The sequence below is a fragment of the Spiroplasma endosymbiont of Dromius quadrimaculatus genome, from assembly GCF_964031155.1.
Classification (GTDB): domain Bacteria; phylum Bacillota_I; class Bacilli_A; order Mycoplasmatales; family Nriv7; genus Nriv7.
The window spans coordinates 211,878-235,510 of record NZ_OZ035010.1 but is presented as its reverse complement, the minus strand read 5'-3'; the positions used below and the strand labels follow the sequence as shown (position 1 = coordinate 235,510).

The window sequence follows — 23,633 nt, the reverse complement described above, 5'->3', positions numbered from 1 at the left end:
TATTAGATAAGTAAAAGTAGTAATGGGGATTAAATGTTGTATCCATTAATATGACAAGAGCAAAAAAATGATTGTGCTGTTGCTTGTTTAGCAATGTTAATTAAGTATTATCACAAGCAACGAATTTCATTAGAAACTTTAAAACAAGAAGCATCATTTCAATGAGAATATTGAAGTATTAAAACATTGAAAGCGGTAGCCTATTCACAGGGAGTATTATTAACGCCATATCATTGTAATTTTGAGCAACTTCAAAAGTTATCATTAAAAACGCCTTGAATTTTATATGTTAATAATGACAATGGTGAAGCTCATTTTATTGTTGTTTATAAAAAACATCGAAAAAAATTTTTAATTGCTGATCCTAGCAAGGAAAAATTACAATGAGTAACAAATGAATATTTACAAAATATTTATTTGGATACTTTAATTATTAGTGCTAAAACAATAATCCTTGCTAGTAAACAAAAAAATCTTGTTACTTGTTCATTATTTTATTTATTACAACCATATTTAATGATAATTTTGGGACTATTGGTTATTAATTTATTATTAACGGTAATTAATTTTTTAGCAAATATGTTAGTAAAAGTATTTGTTGATAGTCATCATCTTTTTATTTTAAATAATATTTGATTAAAGATTTTATTAGGTTTTATAATTATTATTTTAATGAAAATGATTGTTAGTTTTTGTCAACAAAAAATAATTTTAATGTTAACTCATAATTTTATTACTAGTATGACACATCGATATTATTTTGCTATTAGTGAAAGTAATTTTATAATAATGGAACAATATCAAGATAGTGATTGATTGCAAAGAGTTGAGGATTTAACTATTGTTTGTAGTTTATTAACAACAAAGTTATTACAAGGTATTCATATTTTTGTTATGGCAATTATTAGTGCTATATTGTTATTTTTTATTCATTGATGATTTTTACTAGCGATTGGATTGCAGTCATTAATTTTGTTATGTATTAATTTGTTATTTCATAATTTTTGTTATCATCAACAAATTAGACAAAAACAAGAAACGATTTTTCATTATCAACAATATTTACAACTAATTCAATCAGCAACGCAAAGAATAGGCTGTGATATTAATGATGTTGTTTTATTTAAAATTCAACAAAGTTATGACCAATTACAAAAAACTAGTATTAGTTTATCTAATGCTGAAGTTAAAGTTAACCACTATGAACAGTTGATTATTAGTCTTTGTAATTTATTAATATTGTATTTAGCAAGTAAGTTACTTGCTAGTAATATGATATCTTTAGGACAAATAATATTTGCTAGTTCATTAACAGGCTATGTAACAAACTTTTTTCAAGAAATTGGTCAGCTAATTATTACGAGAAAAAAACTGAAACAAGCGATTAATCGTGTAAAACCGCTGTTATTTTTTAAAAAGGAAATTAAGCATAATTCTTTGTGCGAAGCAACTATTTCAACAATCTCATTGCAAAATGTGTCGTTTAAATATTGTGATCAAATTATTTTTCAAAAAATTAATTATCAATTTAAAAAAACTAATTTTATTAGTGGCGTTTCTGGTAGTGGGAAATCTACTTTATTAAAACTTATTGGTGGAATGTATGATAACTATCAAGGAATTATTTTGTTAAATAATCAAGATATGCGATTTCTTGCTCATAATGAAATTATTTGTTATTTGCAACAACATCCCTATGTTTATGATGGAACAGTTTTAGATAATATTGTTAATTTTAATTATCAACTACTGAATTTAACAAAATTGGAAAAATTAAATGTTAGTGCTCTTTTACAAGCAATAAATTTGAATATTAACACTAAATGTGATAATAATGCTAGCAATTTAAGTTCTGGTCAACGACAAGTTGTTGCTTTTTTATCATTATTCTTTCATCATCAGTGGAAAATAATTTTAATTGATGAATCATTAAGTAATGTTAACCAGCAATTAAAAATTAAATTAATTAAACTGTTATTAACATATTTTGATGACGCTTTAATTATCTTTGTTAGTCATGACAATAATTTGAAGACTTATTTTTCGCAAGAGGTGATAGTATCATCATCCGGAGTAATTACTAGTGAAACCAATAATTCATAAGTCAATTCACAATAATGGTGTTTTAATTTATTTTTTAGTCGTTGGATTGTTGATTTTAACTAGTATTTTGGGATTATCAAAAATAACAAAACCACAAACAACTAGTGGTTATTTAACTGTAATTAAAAAACAAGATAGTTGTTATTATGTCTTTAATAGCATTCATTCTTTATCTAATAAATATCTTGACCGGATAATTATTAATTATCAAGAAGAAGTTATTTTGTCTGCTAATGATTATCAAATTGAAAATACTAGGGTTGTTTTTAACATTATTATTAGTTGTTTTTCATATTTTTACTATCAACCAGCGACAATTATTTATAGTGAACAAAGTTTATTAAGTTATTTTTATGAGATATTTTCGGTATCAGGAAGTTAATAATTTTCTTTTTCAAGAAATTAATTACTTGAATTTAAGGATAAATGCATTAATTATTTAAATAAGATTAGTTATTAGTCTTATTTTTTTATTTAAATAAAAATAATATCTTAAAAAGAAAAAATAATTATGTAATTTTAGAGTCTAGATAATACTAGATTCTTTTTATCCTTACATAAAAAAGTAGTAATTAATTTAATCATTTAAATTTAAATGAAGAGAGGACACGAGAATTTATGGATCAAAATCAGCAAGAGAAAAATAAATTAGAAAAGCAATTTTTAGAAATGTATAAAGTTCAACAACAAAGAATCCAAATTGAAGATATTAGAAGAATTGAACAATATAAGAAAAAACAAATTCATATCATGAAATTAAATAAGTTTAATGATTCAATTTTTAATAAAGAAACTTTAATAGGAAAGTTAGAAGTAACTAAAGAAAATCTGAATAATCCAATGCTTTTAAATAATTTGTTTGTTGGAGAAAACTATTCTTGTTTGGATGAATTTTTATGTGTAGCAAAAGAATGACAAGATATGCAACTTCATTTTAATGCAGCAACAGCTCACATAGAAATAGAAAATAAAATGGTGGAACAAGAAAATCAACGCCGAGAAATAGAAAAGAAATTTAAAAAAATTAATGAATTAAATATCAAAAAATTAAAATGTGGTAATTTAAATGATGCGGAATTAAAGATTTTTAATTCGTATCAACAAGATCTTGATTCTTTAGGTATTGTTAATTATTGCGATGATATGTTTCAGTGAGAACAAAGTTCCAAAAATAAGTATTTGCTAGCAGCTAAAGAAAAACTGTTAGTAATTAATGAAGAAGAATTAAAGCGAAGAAAAATGAGTAACGAAATGTGAATACATCAACAAAAAGAGATTTTATATACAATGAAATCAAAAAGAGAGTTTGAAAATGACTTAATAGTTTATAAACAAAAATTAGAGAAAGAAAATAAGATTATAGCAGAAGAAGATAATAAATATCAAGATGTTATACCGGTAGCATTAGTTAAAGAACGAGCTATAAAAAATACACTTAGAAAATTAGAAAGACAAGAATATAACAAGCAAGCTAACTTAATTCAAGAAGAAATAAAAAGAAATGATGTTTGAACAAAATTATGAAATTTAGAATGTAATTGAAGAAGAATAATTAATAAAACTAATGATGGCAATATGAAGTTGATTTTCGAACAAGAAATATCTAATTTAGATATTCTTTCTCAACATCTTATTAGTACAGAAGCTGTTCCTCTAAAATCTAATACTAAGAAGCGAGCTAAAATAGTGAGTGCAACCGATAAAGTATTGTCAGTTCCTTCTACTAGTGCAATAAGCAATGAAAATGTTATTGATTTAACTTTTCTTGAACAAGTTGAAGAAAAAAATCAGATTCCTTTTGATGAAATAACATTTATGAACTGTGATTCTAATATTTTATCTAATGAAACAGTTGATAGGCAACTATCCCAGTTGCCAATTTTTTCCTCCGATAATAGTACTCAACAAGAACAACTAGGTTGTCCTTTAATTGATTTAATGGACTTTACTATCAATATTAATAGTTCTAATTATTCTGAAATAGAACTTAATAAGAAAATAACTAATGATAAAAAGACGCAAGAAAATACACAAAGTGAAGCAGAAAAAGAAATATTAGAAAATATTCTTAAACTTGAAGAAGAGACTGCCAAAGTAGCAGAGCAAATGTTAGCACAACAAGCGAAGGAAAGACAAGCAAGAGAAAGAAGAAAACAAGAAAAAAGACAACAAGAAAAAGAAAAAAGACAGCAATGATTAACTGAATAATTACTTAAATTTAACGATTGGTTAAAATTATTTCTTATTGTTAAGATTAGCAGATTAATTAAGTTAATTACTTAAAAATTAAAATTAAAAAAGGAAATGAAAATTTATGAATAAATTTCAACAAGAAATTGCTAATATTGAAAAAGAAGTTTTAAATGTATATGAGATTCAAAAAGAACGAATCGAAAAAGAAGAAATTAGAAGAAATAAAGAATATAAACAAAGATATACTGATTTGATAAAGCAAAGTCAATATAGTTTTTCAATGTTTGGGGCTGGAAGTTTTATGGAAAGAATCGGAGTGACAGAAGAAAAAATGTATAGACCTATGGCTTTATATAGTATTTTTTCAGGAGAAAACTTTAAATATTTAACTTGTTTTATATCTAAGTTAAAAGAATGACAAGATAGGCAACTTGATTATGATAAAATATCGCTAAAAATAGAAATAGAAGATAAGATAATTGAACAAGAAAATAAGCGCCGAGAAATAGAAGCGCAAATAAAAAAAATTAATGACTTGGAAATAAAACAATTGCAAGGTCAAAACTTAACAAGTAAACAAAGGAAAGAATTAAATAATTCTAACGAATTCATTAAATCTTTTAATGTAGTTAATTATGATGATATTAATAAGTGAGAACAAAATTGCAAAAATAAATGATTACTAGAAATTAAAAAAAATATTGATATAAATAGAAAAAAGCAATTAGAACAAAGAAAAATTGCTGATGAGATGTGAGAATGTCAACTAAAAGAAATAAGTGGAGAATTTGATAACAAGTTAAGATGTTGTAATAATTCCTTGCAAGATACTAATAAAATAACATTAGAAGGACTTGCTGAACGACTTATCAACAGCAGTTTTTTAGATTTAGAGGATCAACAACATCAAGAAAAAGTTGATTTAAATAACCAAGCAAATCAAAATACTGTGTGAACAGAATTACGAGATTTAGAATCGCGCTGATGAAAGAAAAGTGATATGATTTATGCTGATAGTCTAAAATTGATTTCTCAAGAAATGGTTGGTGATATTGAACTTATTGATTTAACATCCTCTCCAATAGTAGATGAATTTGATGTTTTTTCTCAACCTTCTACTAGTACTAGAACACAAATAAATAATATTGAACTTATTGATTTAACATCCTCTGCAATGGATAATACAATTTTTAAACTTGAAGCAGAGATTGCCAAAGTAGCAGAACAAATGTTATCCCAACAAGAGCGGGAAAGACAAGCAAGAGAAAAAAGCCAACGAGAGCGGGAAGAACAACATCAAATTTGGAAAGAAAGCAAATTAGTAGCAGAGCAAATGCTAGCACAACAAGCAAGAGAAAAAAGAAAAAGAAAATTACAGGAAGCACAAAATCAAAAAACAACTGGTAATGAGCAATATGCAAGAGTAGCTCCTGTTAGTTCTATTTTAAATAATAAATATTCTTGTAATAAACTAGGTTGTTCTTTACCTGATTTTTTATGTTGTAGTCTCACAACTGGTGCTTCTACTAGTACAAAAGTAGGAGATCCAATACAAACTGCACCACAAGCAGGAACTAGTTTTGATCGCAATACAATTTTTAATCTTGAAGCAGAAACTGCCAAAGTAGCAAAGCAAATGTTAGCACAACAAGCGAAGGAAAGACAAGCAAGAGAAAAAAGACAACAAGAAAAAGCAGAACAACAAGAAAAAGCAGAGCAAGCAAGTGAACAAAGACAGCAATGATTAACTGAATAATTACTTAAATTAATGATGGATTAAAAGGATTTCTTGTTGCTAATAAAAAGGATGATAATTTGATTATATTGTGTTAATATTTAACTAAGTAATTCTAGTAATAGTTTTACTTAATGCTTACGCATATTGAAAGAGTTGAGAAAATATGTGTATTAAGTTTTTGGAGGAAACAATTTAATTGTTTCCTTTTTAGTTGTATTGGTAAATTTTTCAAGGTCTTTTAAGTATGATATAATATCTTTGGAGATTTTTTATTATAATGAATTCAGGAATTTTACTAATTGATAAACCTACTGGGATGACATCGCATCAAGTAGTATCTTATCTTAAAAAAAAGTTTAAATATTATAAAGTTGGTCACGCCGGAACTTTAGACCCTCTAGCTACTGGTGTACTAATAATTTTGGTCAATCAAGCGACAAAGATTTCTTCATTATTATTGAACGCAACGAAAGAGTATTTAGTAACAATGCAATTTAATGTTTTAACTAATAGTGGTGATATTACTGGTAATGTTATTGCTAATGATAATAAGTTAATTACGAAAGAGCAATTTCTTAATTGTTTAAAGTTTTTTCCGTTATCATACAATCAAATACCTCCTAAATATTCGGCGATTAAGTTTCAAGGGAAAAAACTTTATGAATATGCTCGCAAGGACCAAGAAGTATTATTAGCAAAACGACTTGTGAAGTTAGATTATTTAGAGTTAGTAAGTTTTGATTTTCCTTATGTTTCCTTAAAAGTTAAATGTTCAAAAGGAACATATATTCGTAGTTTAGTAGTAGACATTGCTAAAACTTTAAATACGATAGCAACAGTAAAAAAATTGCAAAGAATAGCTAGTGGTGCATATAAGATTAGTAATTGTTGTGAACTTGATAAAATTCAAGAACGAAATATGATTTCATTATCAAATGTATTACAAGACTATATGCCACTTATTAATGTTAAGGAAACAAAAGATATTAAAAATGGTAAGGTTATTCAATTAAAAGATGTTGAAAATGATACTGTATTGTTAACTGATAATAATCAAATCCCATTAGCAATATATGTTAAGGGACTAGATAATAAATATTATTGTAAAAAAGGATTATGAAATGATGAAAATAATTAATACTATTGATGAAAAACAGCAATTTTCAAATAAACAAGTAGCGAGTTTAGGATTTTTTGATGGGCTTCATATTGGACATCAGTTATTAACTCAAACAGTATTAAAGGAAGCTAAAGAAAATAATTATCAATCACTATTTTTTACTTTTTCAATCGCACCAAAGAAAATAATTTTACAACAACAATATGATGACTTGCTTGATATGGAAGATAAGCAAAAATTAGTTTCATTAATGGGATTTGATAATTTTGTTATTTTTCCATTTAATGATAATACAAGAAAATGATTAATTGAACAGTTTATTTTTTATCTTAAACAATTGAATATTGATATTATCGTTGTTGGTGATGATTTTCGTTTTGCAAATTTTGGTCTGGGAAATATTAGTCATTTGCAGAAAAATTTTTCTAAAGTAATTGTTGTTAATAAAGTTTTAATTAATAATGATATTCGGGTATCAACAACGTATATTCGTCAGTTACTACAAAAAAAACAAATTGTTAGTGCTAATAAGTTATTATTGCAACCTTATAATATTAAAGGTATTGTTGTTAAAGGTAATAAATTAGGTAATAAAATTCAATTTCCAACAGCAAATATTCATTTAAATGATAATTTTTCAATATTAAATGAGGGTGTTTATATTACTAATGTTAGTTTAGATAATAAAAACTATCAAGCAATTTCTTGTATTATTAGAATTGATAATGTTTTAAAATGTGAATCATATATTCTTAATTTCAATAATAATATTTATGGTGTAAAAATTAAAATTTCCTTTTTAAAGTATTTACGAGATAATGTTGCTGTTAAAAGTTTAGAACATTTAAAACAGTTAATTAGTGAAGATTACAGCAAAACACTTGAATATTTTCGTAAAATAGGTTAATATTTATACGAATACGACTATTACAAGTTTTTAAAATACCTTCTGTTTTATTAATTGGTTTTAGTTAAGTTTATAATTATTGGAGGATTTATTAAATGGCAATTACAGCTGAGGATAAAAAACAAATTATTGCTAAATTTGGTAGAAAAGAGAAAGATACGGGTTCAGCAGAAGTACAAATAGCACTTTTAACAGCGGATATTACTAATTTAACTGCACATTTAAAAACACATCGTAAAGATGTTGTTACTGAACGAAGTTTAGTAAGAAAAGTATCACAAAGACGAAATATGTTAGATTACTTAAAAGAACATGATATTAATCGTTATCGTAAAGTAATTGAACAATTAAAACTAAGAAAATAATAAATTGAAATTATTAAGAAAGAGAATTAGATGCTGATTCTTTTTCTTTTTATAAGATATTAAGGGTTGATATGATGAAAAAAACAAAATATTCAAAATGGCAATTATATTGACAATTGTTTTATGTTTTTTTGAAAATATCTTTTTTTGGTTTTGGTGGCGGTAATGCCGTAATGCCTTTAATTAAAAATGAAGTTGTAGTTAAAAAGCGATGAATAACTGAGGATGAATTTAATCATTTATTAATTTTAGCAAATACTATTCCTGGACCAAGCATTTTTCAAGTATCAGCTTCTGTTGGTTATAAAATAGCTGGTATTACTGGAGCACTATTAGCATCGTTTGTTGCATACTTGCCTAATATGATTGCTTTTATTTTTCTTGCAACTTTACTATTTAAATATATTGATATTAAATATTTATATTATATTAATTTAGCAATCTTACCAGTTATTTTAGCATTGCTAGCGAAAATGATTTTTAAAATGTTAAGAAATAGTATGAAGGAATTATCTTTAACTATAAGTATTCCGATTATTTTCTTATGTGTGGGATATCTTGCTTTAACATGACAACTGAATTTGTGGTATTTAAACTTTCCGGCAGTTGTTATTATTATTTCTTGTTTGGTTACTATTCTTTATAATTATCTGCGGTTAAGACAAAAGCATAAACCGAAAAAGAAACGAGGCAAAAAATAATGTTAATTTTGCTATTTTTTATTGGCGTTTTAATAATTGGTTTAGTAACTTTTGGGGGTGGGCAAGCTTTTTTTGCTTTATTTAAGTATTATTTTTTAGATATTTTAAATCGTGTTAGTGATACATTACTTATTAGTTCTCCTGAATTGGAAACGATTTTTGGTTTAACAAATGCAACACCTGGACCTTTTGCAACAAAAATTACAGGATTTTTAGCAACAATAATAACTAAACCTAATCATAATATTGGTGTTACTATTATTGTAGTTTTAGTAGCATATATCTTGATGACTGTTCCAGCAGCATTTATTATGATTTGAGCTAATAATAAATCTTGAAAAAATATAAAAAATAAACTATTTCATAATATTTATAAAATAATGAAACCAGTAACGATTGCAATTTTAATTTGAGTAGTTATTGGTCTAATTAGTAATATTTTTTTAGATAGTAATTTTTCATGGATTTATGAAAAAAGTACTAAAACTATTCAAGTAATGCTTTATTTAGTAATCAGTTTTATTATTAGTTTTGTTTGCTTGTATCGTTTTAAAGTAAATTTATTTTTATTAATATCTTTTTTTGGTGGTTTTGGTTTCTTATATTTTTATTTTATTGTCCAAAATTAGTTAATAAATAATCATAATTTAACTTTTAATATTGCAAAAGAGTATTGCCAGTTTAGTGTTGACATTAATTATTGCAGTTTTTATGTGTTAATAATTTGTTAGTAATTTGTTAGTAATTTGTTATATAATTTAACATATTGGGTATAAAAGGAGGAACAAGGATGCGTGAAGGTATTACATTACGTTGTGAAATTTGTAAAGAAGAAAATTATATTGATAAGAAAAATAAAAAGTTGCATCCCGAACGAGTAGAATTCAATAAATATTGTTCGCGTTGTAACGCAAAAACAATGCATAAAGAAAAGAAATAATCCTTTTCTTTTTTTTATATTTAATTTATTAATACGAAAGGATAAATATTATGCAAAATAAAATTGTTAAAAAACTATTAAAAGAACAAAAAGTTGATGCTTTATTAATTACATCTGATTATAATCGTTTGTGATATACAACATTTTCTTCAACAGCAGGATATTTATTAGTTACTAAAGAAAAGTCGTTTTTAATTTTAGATGGACGATATATTGAAGATGGAAAAATGCAGGCAAAAAATATTGATGACATTATTTTAATGGAAAATATTTATGAACAATTAAATCAATTAATTAAGAAACATAACATTATAACATTAGGTTTTGAAAGCGAATATACTTCATATGCTTTATTTACAACTTGAAGTGAAAAATTAACGGTTTCATTAAAAGCTGTATTAGTAAATAAAATCCGTATGATTAAAACTAAGGATGAAATTAAAAAATTAAAACAGGCTGCTAAGATCGGTGATAAAACATTTAAAGCAATTATTAAAAAAGTAAAACCTAATATGACTGAAAAGCGATTAGAAAGAATTATTATTGATAATTTCCTTAAATTTGGTGGTGAAAAACCGAGTTTTGTTTGCATTGTAGCATCAGGCGTTCGTTCGTCGTTACCCCACGGTAGGGCTACTAATAAAGTAATAAATAATAATGAAATTATCACTTGTGATTTTGGTGTTATTTATCAAGGATTGTGTTCTGATATGACAAGAACTTTTGTTATTGGTAATAAACTAGATAAAAAATTGGAAGATATTTATAAGATTGTTTTAGAAGCTCAAGATTTAGGAATTAAGGCGATTGCTCCTGGAATATCATCAGGTACAATTGACAAAATATGTCGTGAATATATTACTAAAAAAGGTTATGGTAAATATTTCACTCATAGTACTGGTCATGGTTTAGGCATTGAAGTTCATGAATATCCATATATAACCAATAATTCAGATATTATTTTAGAAGTAGGAATGGTAATTACTGTTGAACCAGGAATTTATATTCCTCAATTAGGTGGTGTTAGAATTGAAGATGATATTTTAGTAACTAAGAAAGGTTATGAAATATTAACTAAGTCTTCAAGAGATTTAATATTTGTAAAATAATTTATGTTAAAAAATGATAAAATAAACTTAATAGGAGGTAGGTAATATTGAATAATAGAAGAAAAATAGTTTTAGTTGGTTGTGGAGCAGTAGGCTCATCATTCTTGTATTCTTGCATTAATACTGGTTTAGCATCAGAATATGTTTTAATTGATGCTTTTCAAGATGTTGCCCACGGTAATAGATTAGACTTTGAAGATACTTTAGCATGACAAGAAAGACCCTTTCATAAAGTAACAAACGGTTCATATCTTGATTGTAAAGATGCTGATATTATTGTCGTTACCGCTGGCCGTCCGCAAAAACCTGATGAAACAAGACTAGATTTAGTAGTTGATAATGCTAAAATAATTAGTAATATTATGAAAGAAATTAAAAATTCTGGATTTGGCGGTATTGTAATTATTGCTTCTAATCCTGTTGATGTATTAACATTTGTTGCTCAAAAAGTTAGTGGTTTTGCTACAAATCGTATTTTTGGATCAGGAACAATTCTTGATTCTTCGCGATTAATGTTTGCTTTAGGAGAACATTTTAAAATTTCACCAACATCGGTGACCGCATATATTGTTGGTGAACACGGTGATTCATCCGTTGCATTATATTCCAAAGCAATTGTTGGTGCTGAAAATTTAATGACTTTAAAGAAAAACCAGTTGATTAATGATGAAACATTAAAATCAATTCATAAATTAGTTATTCAAAAAGCTTATGAAATAATTAAACTAAAAAAAGCTACTCATTATGGAATTGGTGTTTGTTTAGCAAGAATTGTTAAAGCAGTTTTAAATGATGAACAAGTGATTTTACCTGTTGGTGCTTATTTAAACGGTGAATATCACCAAAAAGATATTTATACAGGTATTCCCGCAGTCATAGGAAGTAATGGCATTGAAAGAGTAGTACAATTGGATATTAGTGAACAAGAACAAGAACAATTTAATAGTTCTTGTGATGCTTTAAGAAAAGTCATTACTGTGGCTATTGAAGCTATTAATTAGTAAGGAAGACATAATTTTAAGGAGTTATAGTAATGCCTAAAAATTTAGAAAATGTTGTAGAAATCTTTGATGGTAATGTTGATTTAGTTACATCAGCATTAAGCGAAGGAAAAACAATTATTATGGCTGTTAATAAAGGACCATTAGCAAATAAATCAATTGAAACTGGTTATTCAGAATTTTTTGATGCGCAAGTAGAATTTAAAGAAGATAAAGAAAATGCTGGTACTTGTGCTTGTGGTGAACCAGCTAATTGTTTAATTTATATGTGAAGAGAAAATAAATAGAATTTTAAAAAACATAAGACTGCAAAAATTGCAAATTGAGATTTAGTTTAATTGAAATAAGTATTTAATAAAAACTGTAAAACTTTCAAGTTTTACAGTTTTTTCTATTTATTAATTTTATTTCAAAAATAACAAATTTAAAAGAAGTTAAGAAAAATCATTTTTATTAAAAGTTTGAGAAATATTTTATAATTAAATTCCAAATTAAAAAGATTAACAGACTGAAATTTGGCGAGAGAAGTGTTGATAGTTTAATTTGCTTTTGATTAATTTAAATATCTTTGCATACATATAACGTCAATTATATTAATAAAAAATAGAAATGAGGGTAAAAAATTGAAAAAATTATTTAGTTTATTGGGCATAACCATTTTAAGCGTAACTGTTTTAAATATTGTTGTTTCTTGCAATAATGACAATAAATCAAAAGAAATTGAAAAAGGAATTTATAGTATTACTTCAATTGAATCACCAGCAAAGATTATTGCTAAAAACCCTTTAAAAGTTGATTTAACTGAAGTAAAAAATGCATTAAAACCACAAGTTTTTAAAGAACTTACAAAAATTGATAATGCTTTAACTGAAAATGATTTTGATATCGGAGTTTGAATTTTTGTAAATGATAAGATCATTACACAACCTTATGATTTAACAACTTCAAAATTTGCAAAAATTAGAATTATTGGATACAGAAAAATAAATGGTATATTAACTAATTTAATACCAGTTAATTTACCAATTGCAACAACTAGTTAATTAGTTTATAAAAATATATTGTGATTTCCTAATGAACGATAGGTAGGACGCATAAAGTTTTGTTAGTTAGGTAAAGATTTGAATAAGTATTAAGGCAGTCAGCAATGATTGTCTTTTTATTTTATAAGGTGTTAAAAATTTGTTCTTTGAAAATTAAATAAAAGTGAATTAATAATGTTGGTATGTATTAAAGCACGATAAATTGTGGGTGGTCGCCATAATCAAAAGAAGTTTACCAGTTAATAGATAACACCCTATTAGCTATAGCAATTTGTTTCATTTTGCAATAAAAAAATGAATGGGTGGATTTCCTAAAAATATACACGCTATTAAATTAGTTCCAAGGGTAGGATGCGGACATTAAAGTGTAGAAATTTCTATATATAGGGGGCATACTAAGTTTAAAATTGTTAAAATCTTTATCTAATTAAAAAAACAAAATTTACTAACAAAGCTTGTTAAACACTTAAATCTGCGATATATAAGTGTTTAAAAAACTAAGTTAACTAACTTAGTTAATATAACTTAGTTTATAACAAATAAGAAAGGTAATTTACTATGAAAAACATTGAAAACATTTTCTTAAATACTAAAAAATATCTCTTAAAAGAAACGCAAAACGCAATGCTTATTAAAGCACCAAAAATTCCGTGATTTAATGAACAAATCGGCATTTGGTTTCCAAAGCGATTTGTTTATAAAGGAAAATATGAAAATTCCATCTGCATCGGAATAATAAAAGATAGTAAATATATCAAGTAATCTTAATTAATCAAAAAGAAACCAAGTTAATTAAAGGACAAGAATTATTAGGTTTTTTCATTGCCGAAAAAGAAAACAACAAAAAAGATATAAATTATAACTATTTTAAAGGAGCTTAAAAATGAATATTGCGATTGGAATAATATTTATTATCATTTGCATAATGCTATTGGCATATTTTGCTTATAAAATTTATGCCAAAATAAAAATTAGAATTAAATATAAAAATGCCATTAAAAATAATACTGGTAATTTTACAAAAGACGAAAAAGTATTTATTGCTCGCTTTGAAGAATAAGTTAAAGCTCCTAATTCAAAAGAAAATAACGAGAATAAAAAATAATGTTTTGAGAAATTATTATGGAATTCTTAAAACTGTTTGTTCCAATAGAAAAAATGCCTGCACAAGTTGCGTTTATTGCCGGATTAATTATTATCATTACTTTTCTTTTCGCATTAATTTCAATTATGTATTTACCAATAAAAATGATTTTTGGGAAATAAAAAATGACAATAAATTTAAAGGAATTTAATTGAGAACAAATTAAACAAACTTTCTGAGATTTATTTATTCAAATTACAACTATTCCGGCCCATATTAGTGGTGGCAAAGAAATTGATTTAACCCAAGAAACACTTTGACTTTTAATAACAAACATTGCCTTTTGATTCTTAACAGCGATTATAGTTTGATTTATTCTAATGCTACTTTGGAAAACCATATCAGTATTTAGCTAGCGGGAATATTTGTTTTTTGATGAGGCGGAGCAATATATTTTGCAATTAAATTTGAAAAATTAATCCGCTTTATTATTCAGAAAATTGAAGCAAAAAGAATCTTAAAAAATGAAGCTAAACAAATTCATTAATTTTTTAAAAAGATATTGATGAATAATACTTAATTACATTATATTCATATCTTTAAGTATAGTTTTATTATTACATACAGATATTGAAAATTTGCAACAATTTATTAAAAATTTTGGAGCAATTGGCAAGTTAATGATTATAGGTTATTCATTAGTATGAGTAACCATAACAGAAATAGTAAACTGCTTAATTTGTTTTATATTAAAAAAGATTAAAACTAAAAGAATAATGAAAAATAAAATATTTTAAAAGGAGTGATAAAAATGTTTATTAAAATATTTACCGTGTTAATTATTAGTTTGAATAACATTTTTACCATTCCCCAAAATATTAATAATTACGAAGCACCAACAAACTCATTAATTAGAAATAAAAGAAAAAGCAAAGAAGCTTATGTGTTAAATTTATCAAATGTTAAAATTCAAATTACATATAACTATAACGATAAATATGAAATAGATTTTTATAACACCAAAGAAGAAGAAATTATTAATATTCCAAAGTGATTAAAATATGATGGAACTAGTAGTTGTGAAGAAAATTGAAGACCTAATTGTGGTTTAAAAAGTTTATATTTTGAGAAAAATGATATAGTATGAAACGAGCTTAAAAGATTAAAAATTAAAATAAAAAATGACAAAATGTTTGATAAAACAGAATTTATTGCCTCAAATATTCATGTTAAAATTGCTAATGAAACAATTACTACTCCAATAAAAATACTATCTTTTAAAGCAGAATTAAAAAAATAATTAAACTGTAAAATGGGGATTGTACAATTAACTGCATCTCTAAGTAATTAACTTAAATTCATTTTGTTTTCAAATTTTATCATTAAATGTGAAATCGCACTATCCCAATTTTGAATTGGCATCTTTCATTTCTTAACCATATTTTGAAATACTAAATAAAATATTTTAAAAACTGATGAGTGATTAGGGAAAATCTTTTTATTCTTAATAACTAAGCAACTTTTATTTTTTTCTATTTTAACAAAATAAGAAACCAGTAATTTTAATTTAATTACTGGTTTGAATATTTTTTTATTTTTTACAAGAAATTAAACTTGTTATGCTTATCTCAATTAAAGTGATTACTTCTAAATTTAATTTATATAAATACTGTTATTTGGGCTGTTGACATCTCAATAACCAATGGTATTTGTTTTAATAATGATTTTTTGAGAACTTGTCATATTTTCAAATGTTTCATGAAAATCAGGAAAATGCTGTCAAATAACATTAGCCACTGTATTTACATCTTCTTTTGTTATTGAACCCCCGGCTCCAGAATGATCTGATTTTGGTATTTTATTAACTATTAATTTTAATTCTTTTATAAACTCTTGTTTTTTTTCATTTTCAAAAAGAACGTTAATGTTATTAACAGTATTAAAATTAAATTCAATTTTTAATTCATCAGGTGCTAAAAATTTATATCATTTTTCAAAAGTCTCATTTGCTATTGAATAACTTCCTTTTTTATATACCTTACCGGCAAAAATACCATCCAAACTACTAGTAAAGGTTCCTGCATAAATATCACCATTTGGAGTTACCATTAAACTGTCAACTCTACCAGTTGTACCAGTAACTTCTTTAAAAACATTTTCATTAGCATCCTTTTTATACACCTTACCGGTATTAATAGTTCCTTCTGTAATAAAGGATCCTGCATAAATATCACCATTTGGAGTTACAACTAAATTGATAATTTCACCACTTGTACCAGTAACTTCTTTAAAAACATTTTCATTAGTATCCTTTTTATACACTTTACCATTAACACCAACACTATTTCTGCTCTTTCTGCCAGTAAAAGTTCCTGCATAAATATCACCATTTGGAGTTACCATTAAATTTTTAATTCCACCATTTGTACCAGTAACTTCTTTAAAAACATTTTCATTAGCATCCTTTTTATACACCTTACCGATAGTAGTTCCTTCTGTACCCGCACTAATAATAGTTCCTGCATAAATATCACCATTTGGAGTTACCATTAAACTGTCAATTGCACCAGTTGTACCAGTAACTTCTTTAAAAACATTTTCATTAGTATCCTTTTTATACACCTTACCGGTAAAAATGCCATCCAAACTACTAATAGCAGTTCCTGCATAAATATCACCATTTGGAGTTACTATTAACCTTGAAATTAGACCATTTGTACCAGTGACCTCTGTAAATGTAGTGAAACTTGGGTTGCTTCAAGCAACAACTGAACTTGGCACAACTACAACACTACTTAAACTACTTGCACTTGTACCTACTAATTTTTGTTGTGTTGGATAAGAACTATTGGCAATAATTCCTGCTATTCCACCACCCGCTATTGTTATTGCACTTGATAAACTAAGTATTTTTTTCATATTAATTAAATCCCTTTCACGAATTTTTAGTAATTAATAAAATTTACTGAATAATTAACATCCTTTCTCCAAATCTTAGTCTAAAGTCTTCTTACTTTGGAATTTAATTATAAATCATCAAATAAGAATTTCTACTTTTTTAGGTCATTAAATATGAAAAAATTTAATAAATTTACAATTTACTTATAAAAATTTTAAATTAATTTCTAAATTAAATCTTGATGCTCCCTATCTTTTTATCATAAATGAATAAAATTACTCTACCAAGAAAGGTTATTTTTTTATGTTAGAAATTAATAATAATGTAAAAACCATAGAAAACAAGCATTGATTAAGTCTATTTACAACCCATAAAAATATGTACACTAATAAATGTGAACAATTAGCTAATGAATATGAAAAATTAGATGAAGACTTATATAAATATCATTATCGGTTAAAACAAGGTTATAAAGTAGTTCATTTTGCAACAAGAACAATTATTACAATTTTTGGTGAAGTTATTTTTAAACGACGCCGATATAAATATTGAAATCAAAAATCAGGTAAATTCGAATATGTATGTTTATTAGATAAAGAAATTGGTTTATTGCCCAAACAACGCATTTATTTTGATGTCCAATTTAAAGTTTTAAATCTTTTAGGTGATGGTAAACGCTATCGTGATGTTTTGGATGCTCTAAATCATTGTTATATTTCAAAAGCTAGTATTTCGAGCATTTTAAATAAATATGATATTGCCGAATATTTTCAACTTGCAGAAAAAGAAACTAAAACTAGAATTGATGTCAAAAATAAGGATTTATATATTCAACTAGATGAAACATTTTTGGCGACATTAGATCAAAAAGTTAAACAAGACCAGAGAATTCGTTTAGTTACTTTTCATACCGGACATAAAGAAAAAAAAATACAAAAATGCTCGTAGAGAATTAGAAAATAAACGAGGTCATTTTCTAATGTTAAAAGTTGGTAAACGAATAAATACGATGGATTATCGTGATTTATTAATTAAGGAATTACAAAAACATTATGTAAATATTAATTATGACAAAATAATTGTTTGTGGCGATGGTGCTACTTGAATTAGAGAAATTGCCAATAGCTTTGGTAATGTTAGATATATTTTAGATGGTTATCACGCTATTAAAAAATTAAAACAAACGGCATTTAATATTATTTTTGAAAATCGCAAAGTAACACTAAATAATTGAATTAAATTATATACGAATGGAAAATCATCAAGAATTAGTAAATAACATTCGTAATATTGCTAAAAATGAATTAAATAAAGATATTAAAACAAATTTAAGAAAGGCGAGTAATTATTTCAGTAATAATAAGCAAGGTATTCATAATCAAAATTTAGAATGAAATATTGGTTGTAGCATTGAAAGTAATGTGTCACATTTGGTAAAACAACAATTAGGATATGGGGCGAAAATATATAATCATAAGAATTTAAATAACTTATTACATTTAAGAATGGCAAATTTAAACAAATTAAATGTATTACATTACATTAATGAAAATATTAATTCAGAAATAGAAATCAGAAAAGAAATATATAAAAATTCATTATGAAATAAATATAATAATAAAAATGATGATAGTTGAATTAACTATAAAGGTAATGCTGTAACAAATAAATATAGTAGATTTAAGTAAGTAAAAATATTAGTTAAAATTTAATAAAATTAATAATTTTTCATTGTGTAAAAATTCAATAATATGATAAAATAGCAATGAATAAAAATGACAACAACAAGAAAGGCAGGGTTAGTTTAGTAATTAAATAATATAATTAGCTGATTGTTTTACTTCTTCAAAGCAATACCTAAGAAAACTAAACGCGACCCGGTAGGTAGAGTAAATTCTCTGCGGTTTTATTTTGTGGTATAATTACTTCTGATTTGAAAAAAAATAATAGTTTTTATTAAAACTATTTAGAGGTGGTAGTAATGAGATTTCAAGATATTGGTTTAAGTAATGAAGTGTTAGCAACAATTGATTCATTAAAATTTGTTGCTCCAACAAATATTCAAAAGAAGATGTTGCCTTTAATGGTTAAGGGACAAAATGTTATTGTTAGTGCCAATACAGGAACTGGGAAAACTGTTGGTTATTTATTAGCAGTTTTAAGTAAAATTAATCCAACAATTAACAAGACGCAAGCGATTATAATCGTACCAACAAGAGAGTTAGCGGTACAAATATATAATGTTAGTCAAAAATTTATTAAAAATAATCCTAATTTGAAAATTGCTAATTTAATTGGTGGTCAAGATTTAGAGCAACAAAAGCAAAAGTTTAATACTAATTATCCGCATTTAGTTATTGGAACACCAACAAGATTAAAGCGAATGATTGATGAACAAGCGTTAGCTTTAACTACTAGTAAGATGGTTGTTTTGGATGAAGTAGATATGGTTTTTGATTTAGATTTTGTTAATGAAGTAGATTTTTTATTATCGAAACTTGCTTCAAATACACAATTTATGGTATTTTCAGCAACTATTAATAATGAATTACAAAATTTTTTAAAGAAATATTTAAAAAATACGACAATTTTTGATTTAAGTGATTATAAAATTCAAACAAATATTGAACATTTTTTAGTTAAAACCCGATATCGTAATCGGATTGAAATTTTGAAAAATCTTTTAACAACAGTTGATCCATTTTTATGTTTAATTTTTGTTAATAAAAAAGAAGATATGGACCAAGTTCTTGATTTGTTACAAGAACAAAATATTAAAGTCGGACAAATTCATAGTAGTTTAAAATCGCGTGAACGCATTAAAATGCTAAAACGAATTAATAATCTTGAATTTAAATTTGTTGTTTGCTCTGATATTGCTTCAAGAGGTATTGATTTACCAGGAGTTTCACATGTTATTTCATTAAATTTACCGTATGATTTAACATATTATTTTCATCGTGCAGGAAGAACAGGTAGAGGAAAATATCATGGATATTCTTATTTATTTTATGATTCGTCAGATGAAGAGGGAATTGCATATTTAACTAAAAAGGGAATTAATTTTACATTATGAAATGAAAAAGTTAAGAAACCAGCAAAGAAGGTTATTAAAAATATTCCCCAAGCGTCAGTAAATGATTTACAAAAAGTTATCTCCAAGTATCATTCTCAACCAATTAAACCAGGTTATAAAAAACAAAGAAAAGAAGAAGTTAAAAAAGTTATTCAAAAATATCGTAAGAAAAGTTTTAAGAAGTAAGGTTATTCGCCTTACTTCTTATTTTATGTAAGATAAGAAAATAATTTATAGTATAATTTGCATATAACTTAAAATATAAAGGTGATTATGTTGATGAAAAATAAATTAATATTAGGTTGTCATGTATCAATGAAAAATCCTGATTATCTAGTAGGAGCATTAAATGAGGCTATTAGTTATGGAGCTAATGCTATGATGTTTTATACAGGAGCCCCTCAAAATACAAGAAGAAAACCCTTAGACCAGTTAAAAATTAATGAATTTAAACGAGGATTAGAAAACCATAATTTAGATATTAATAATGTTATTATTCATGCACCCTATATTATTAATTTAGCTAATAGTATTAATCCTAATACTTATCTGCTAGCTAAGGAGTTTTTAAAAACAGAAATCAATCGTTCTTTAGCAATTGGTGCTAAATATATCGTATTGCATCCTGGAAGTAGTGTTGGTGCTGATGCTAGTATTGGTTTACAATATATTATTGATGGGTTAAATGAAGTGTTGGAACCTAATCAAAATATTAAAATTGCTTTAGAAACAATGTCAGGTAAAGGTAGTGAATTAGGAATTAATTTTTTGCAATTACAAACAATTATTCGGGGTGTTAAATATTCACATTTAGTTGGTGTTTGTTGGGATACTTGTCATTTGAATGATGCGGGTTATGATTTAGTTAATAATTTAGAACAAGTTATTGAAGAATTTGATAAGATAATTGGTTTGGATAAATTATTTGTTATTCATCTTAATGATTCTAAAAATATTAAAGGTTCCCATAAAGACCGCCACGAGAATATTGGTTATGGTAATTTAGGGTTTGATAGTTTGTGTAGTATTCTTTATCATCCTAAATTTGCTAATATAATTAAAATTTTAGAAACTCCTTGAAATAATTCTGAACCACCATATAAGGAAGAAATTATAATGCTTAAAAATAAACAATTTAATAATTTTTTAAATCGTTAAAATGATCGCGATGATATGTTATGGGTGTGGTTCAGAATTACAATCTAATAATAATTTACAAGCTGGTTACATTGCAAAACTTCAAAATAATTCTCATTTTTATTGTTGGCGATGTTTTCGGATTAAACATTATAATGAATTAGTAAATGTTAATAATGTTAATTATAATTATGATGATTTATTTATGAAGATTAAAAATAATGATGGGGTAGTTTTTTATGTTATTAATATAATGGACTTTTTTGGCAGTTTAATTTGGCAGTATCATTATCAATTAAAGAATTTAAGATTTTATCTAATAATTAATAAAATTGATACCATAATGCAATATATTGCTTTTAATAAACTTAAAGATTGGGTTAGAAAACAAATAACATTAATTGGACTAGAACCAATTGATATTATTCTTATTAGTAGTACAAAAAATTATTTTATTGATGAATTTGTTGAATTTTTAAAAAAACAGCAAACTGATATTTATTGAATTGGAAAAACTAATGTTGGTAAAAGTTCATTAATTAATAAGATATTATCATTACAACAACAGTTTCCTCGTAAATTACCATTAATAAGTTATTTTCCTAATACAACAATGAATCTAATTGCTATTGCTTATCGTGACTACTTATATTTTTATGATACTCCAGGATTTGCTAATAGCAATGAATTAAATTATTATTTAAATAGTAATGCTTATCGTAATTTAAATTTTGAATCAAAAATTAAAAGTAAAACTTATCAATTGGAATATGGACAAACAATAACTATTGTGGGATTATTTCAATTTTCATTTATTGAAGGGTTAGCAACATCATTTCATTTTTATGGTTCTAATAAATTAGTTTTACATCGTAGTAAGATTGAAAATTGTTCGCGAATTTGAAAGCAACAAATTTTACTTTTAAAACCAAATACTAAAATGGTTGAACATCAAATTAAAATTTCTAAAGATGATGAAGAAAAAATTGGCATTCAAATTTATGGTTATGGATGAATTTCATTTAAAGCTCGAAAGCAAAAATTGAGGTTGCTATTACCAGAAAATTGTGATTATCAAATTATTAAACCAATAGTATAATCAGAAAGGAATAAGATGAAAATTATTATTTTTGGTGGGAGTTTTGATCCTATTCATAACCAACATAAAGAAATTATGCTTCAAGCTTATGAACAATTAAAAGCTGATATGCTTTTAATTGTTCCTGCATATTGTTCACCTTTAAAAAAACGACAATTAACTAATTCTCTTCATCGGATTAAAATGATTAATCTTGTCATTAGTAAATATCCTTGAATGAAGTTAGAAACTTGTGAGGTAGATCGTCAAGGCATTTCCTATACGATTGATACGGTAATATCTTTACAAGAAAAATATGGTTTTAATCATCAATATTATATTATTGTTGGTTCTGATCAAGCTAATAATTTGCATCGCTGACATAATATTGCGATTTTAAAAACTAAAGTTATTTTTGTTATTGCTCAAAGAGCAGAATATCTTTTAAATGAAAAGATATTACAATCATATAATAAAGTTATTTTACAACCACTTTTTGCTAATATTAGTTCAACTAAAATTCGCCAAGGAATGATAACAACAATTGATTCTAAAGTTTTAGCATATATTAATGATAATTTACTTTATATTGCTGATCGTTTGTTATTACATATGGATAAAACTCGTTATCTTCATTGTTTAAATGTAGGAACAATGGCAAAACAATTAGCGAATCATTATCAAGTTAATTGTTTAAAAGCCGAAATAGCAGGCGTTTATCACGATATAACTAAACAATGAGAAGATGCTCAACATCAGCAATATTTACAACAGTATTTACCACAATTTTTAAGTGAACCCGTACCAACTTGACATTCAAAAACAGGAGCATTATATTTAGAACATCATTTAGGTTTTAATGATAAAGAAATTTTATTAGCAATTAGTAATCATACTACTGCTGCTGTTACAATGAGTAATTTAGATAAAATTATTTTTATTGCTGATAAAATTTCTTTTGAAAGAAATTATCCTCATATTGATAATTTACGAAAATTAGCATTTACTAATCTTGATGAAGCTTTTAAAAAAATTTTTTATTATCATTATTTAGAAGTAGTTAATAAAAATGGTATTGACAATATTGGTCAAGAAATTGAAAAAGTTTATAAAAAATTTTTTTAAATTATGATAGCTAA

The 23,633-nt window shown here is 25.3% G+C and carries 28 protein-coding genes and 1 pseudogene; 27 read left to right on the top strand and 2 right to left on the bottom strand.

Annotated features, from left to right (window positions below):
- Window positions 1-33 precede the first annotated feature (33 nt).
- The 20 genes from AAHM88_RS01325 to AAHM88_RS01230 all read left to right on the top strand — a co-directional run bounded on the left by AAHM88_RS01325 (window position 34) and on the right by AAHM88_RS01230 (window position 15,604).
- The gene (locus AAHM88_RS01325) at window positions 34-2,103 is read left to right on the top strand and encodes a cysteine peptidase family C39 domain-containing protein (RefSeq protein ID WP_342263002.1); all 2,070 of its coding nucleotides are present in this window, start codon (window positions 34-36) and stop codon (window positions 2,101-2,103) included.
- Window positions 2,084-2,485 (top strand): hypothetical protein, encoded by a 402-nt coding sequence (locus AAHM88_RS01320; protein WP_342263001.1) that lies wholly within the window; start codon window positions 2,084-2,086, stop codon window positions 2,483-2,485. Before AAHM88_RS01325 ends, AAHM88_RS01320 begins: the two co-directional genes overlap by 20 nt.
- A gap of 236 nt (window positions 2,486-2,721) precedes the next feature.
- Window positions 2,722-4,311 carry a hypothetical protein gene (locus tag AAHM88_RS01315; protein ID WP_342263000.1) on the top strand — a complete coding sequence of 530 codons (1,590 nt, stop codon included), beginning with the start codon at window positions 2,722-2,724 and terminating at the stop codon, window positions 4,309-4,311.
- A gap of 106 nt (window positions 4,312-4,417) precedes the next feature.
- Window positions 4,418-6,052, top strand: coding sequence for a hypothetical protein (locus tag AAHM88_RS01310; protein ID WP_342262999.1), 1,635 nt, complete (start codon window positions 4,418-4,420; stop codon window positions 6,050-6,052).
- Between the two features lie 259 nt (window positions 6,053-6,311).
- Window positions 6,312-7,172, top strand: coding sequence for a tRNA pseudouridine(55) synthase TruB (truB, locus tag AAHM88_RS01305; RefSeq protein WP_342262998.1), 861 nt, complete (start codon window positions 6,312-6,314; stop codon window positions 7,170-7,172).
- On the top strand, window positions 7,156-8,061 hold the full coding sequence (gene ribF, locus AAHM88_RS01300; RefSeq protein WP_342262997.1) for a riboflavin biosynthesis protein RibF: 906 nt from the start codon (window positions 7,156-7,158) through the stop codon (window positions 8,059-8,061). The genes truB and ribF overlap by 17 nt, the downstream gene beginning before the upstream one ends.
- 95 nt (window positions 8,062-8,156) lie before the next feature.
- Window positions 8,157-8,426, top strand: a complete 270-nt coding sequence (gene rpsO / locus AAHM88_RS01295; RefSeq protein ID WP_215826852.1) for a 30S ribosomal protein S15 — start codon at window positions 8,157-8,159, stop codon at window positions 8,424-8,426.
- A 74-nt stretch (window positions 8,427-8,500) separates the two neighbouring features.
- Entirely contained in the window at window positions 8,501-9,127 is a 627-nt protein-coding gene (locus AAHM88_RS01290) for a chromate transporter (RefSeq protein ID WP_342262996.1), read from the top strand.
- On the top strand, window positions 9,127-9,756 hold the full coding sequence (locus tag AAHM88_RS01285; protein WP_342262995.1) for a chromate transporter: 630 nt from the start codon (window positions 9,127-9,129) through the stop codon (window positions 9,754-9,756). The genes AAHM88_RS01290 and AAHM88_RS01285 overlap by 1 nt, the downstream gene beginning before the upstream one ends.
- Before the next feature lie 161 nt (window positions 9,757-9,917).
- Entirely contained in the window at window positions 9,918-10,067 is a 150-nt protein-coding gene (gene rpmG, locus AAHM88_RS01280; RefSeq protein WP_215826806.1) for a 50S ribosomal protein L33, read from the top strand.
- Window positions 10,068-10,117: 50 nt separating this feature from the next.
- A complete protein-coding gene (locus tag AAHM88_RS01275) occupies window positions 10,118-11,176 on the top strand; it encodes a Xaa-Pro peptidase family protein (protein WP_342262994.1) in 1,059 nt (352 codons plus the stop codon).
- A gap of 44 nt (window positions 11,177-11,220) precedes the next feature.
- On the top strand, window positions 11,221-12,177 hold the full coding sequence (locus AAHM88_RS01270; RefSeq protein ID WP_346350466.1) for an L-lactate dehydrogenase: 957 nt from the start codon (window positions 11,221-11,223) through the stop codon (window positions 12,175-12,177).
- A gap of 32 nt (window positions 12,178-12,209) precedes the next feature.
- A complete protein-coding gene (locus AAHM88_RS01265; protein WP_342262992.1) occupies window positions 12,210-12,464 on the top strand; it encodes a hypothetical protein in 255 nt (84 codons plus the stop codon).
- 336 nt (window positions 12,465-12,800) lie between these two features.
- Window positions 12,801-13,220: a Vmc-like lipoprotein signal peptide domain-containing protein gene (locus AAHM88_RS01260; protein ID WP_342262991.1), complete on the top strand. Its 420-nt coding sequence runs from the start codon at window positions 12,801-12,803 to the stop codon at window positions 13,218-13,220.
- A gap of 558 nt (window positions 13,221-13,778) precedes the next feature.
- Window positions 13,779-13,982: a hypothetical protein gene (locus AAHM88_RS01255; RefSeq protein WP_342262990.1), complete on the top strand. Its 204-nt coding sequence runs from the start codon at window positions 13,779-13,781 to the stop codon at window positions 13,980-13,982.
- Between the two features lie 121 nt (window positions 13,983-14,103).
- Window positions 14,104-14,280 (top strand): hypothetical protein, encoded by a 177-nt coding sequence (locus tag AAHM88_RS01250; protein ID WP_342224234.1) that lies wholly within the window; start codon window positions 14,104-14,106, stop codon window positions 14,278-14,280.
- 44 nt (window positions 14,281-14,324) lie between these two features.
- On the top strand, window positions 14,325-14,486 hold the full coding sequence (locus AAHM88_RS01245; RefSeq protein WP_338981383.1) for a hypothetical protein: 162 nt from the start codon (window positions 14,325-14,327) through the stop codon (window positions 14,484-14,486).
- Between the two features lie 3 nt (window positions 14,487-14,489).
- Window positions 14,490-14,720 (top strand): hypothetical protein, encoded by a 231-nt coding sequence (locus tag AAHM88_RS01240; RefSeq protein ID WP_342262989.1) that lies wholly within the window; start codon window positions 14,490-14,492, stop codon window positions 14,718-14,720.
- A 108-nt stretch (window positions 14,721-14,828) separates the two neighbouring features.
- Complete coding sequence (locus AAHM88_RS01235; protein WP_342262988.1) at window positions 14,829-15,101, top strand: hypothetical protein; 273 nt, start codon at window positions 14,829-14,831, stop codon at window positions 15,099-15,101.
- 14 nt (window positions 15,102-15,115) lie between these two features.
- Entirely contained in the window at window positions 15,116-15,604 is a 489-nt protein-coding gene (locus AAHM88_RS01230; protein WP_342262987.1) for a hypothetical protein, read from the top strand.
- Between the two features lie 47 nt (window positions 15,605-15,651).
- On the opposite strand, the pseudogene AAHM88_RS07450 reads toward AAHM88_RS01230, so the two are convergent.
- Window positions 15,652-15,816: pseudogene (locus tag AAHM88_RS07450) on the bottom strand (IS256 family transposase); the annotation flags it as partial.
- 141 nt (window positions 15,817-15,957) lie between these two features.
- Window positions 15,958-17,223, bottom strand: coding sequence for a hypothetical protein (locus AAHM88_RS01225; RefSeq protein WP_342262986.1), 1,266 nt, complete (start codon window positions 17,221-17,223; stop codon window positions 15,958-15,960).
- Window positions 17,224-17,506: 283 nt separating this feature from the next.
- Here AAHM88_RS01225 and AAHM88_RS01220 point away from each other — a divergent pair, with 283 nt between their 5' ends.
- The 7 genes from AAHM88_RS01220 to AAHM88_RS01190 all read left to right on the top strand — a co-directional run bounded on the left by AAHM88_RS01220 (window position 17,507) and on the right by AAHM88_RS01190 (window position 23,619).
- On the top strand, window positions 17,507-18,151 hold the full coding sequence (locus AAHM88_RS01220) for a UPF0236 family transposase-like protein (RefSeq protein WP_342262985.1): 645 nt from the start codon (window positions 17,507-17,509) through the stop codon (window positions 18,149-18,151).
- 31 nt (window positions 18,152-18,182) lie between these two features.
- Window positions 18,183-18,482, top strand: a complete 300-nt coding sequence (locus AAHM88_RS01215) for a UPF0236 family transposase-like protein (protein WP_342262984.1) — start codon at window positions 18,183-18,185, stop codon at window positions 18,480-18,482.
- Window positions 18,454-18,891: a hypothetical protein gene (locus AAHM88_RS01210; RefSeq protein ID WP_342262983.1), complete on the top strand. Its 438-nt coding sequence runs from the start codon at window positions 18,454-18,456 to the stop codon at window positions 18,889-18,891. Before AAHM88_RS01215 ends, AAHM88_RS01210 begins: the two co-directional genes overlap by 29 nt.
- Before the next feature lie 293 nt (window positions 18,892-19,184).
- A complete protein-coding gene (locus AAHM88_RS01205) occupies window positions 19,185-20,465 on the top strand; it encodes a DEAD/DEAH box helicase (RefSeq protein WP_342262982.1) in 1,281 nt (426 codons plus the stop codon).
- A 93-nt stretch (window positions 20,466-20,558) separates the two neighbouring features.
- The gene (locus AAHM88_RS01200; RefSeq protein WP_342262981.1) at window positions 20,559-21,437 is read left to right on the top strand and encodes a deoxyribonuclease IV; all 879 of its coding nucleotides are present in this window, start codon (window positions 20,559-20,561) and stop codon (window positions 21,435-21,437) included.
- 1 nt (window position 21,438) lies between these two features.
- Window positions 21,439-22,515, top strand: a complete 1,077-nt coding sequence (gene yqeH, locus AAHM88_RS01195; RefSeq protein ID WP_342262980.1) for a ribosome biogenesis GTPase YqeH — start codon at window positions 21,439-21,441, stop codon at window positions 22,513-22,515.
- Between the two features lie 15 nt (window positions 22,516-22,530).
- On the top strand, window positions 22,531-23,619 hold the full coding sequence (locus tag AAHM88_RS01190; protein ID WP_342262979.1) for a nicotinate-nucleotide adenylyltransferase: 1,089 nt from the start codon (window positions 22,531-22,533) through the stop codon (window positions 23,617-23,619).
- Window positions 23,620-23,633 lie beyond the last annotated feature (14 nt).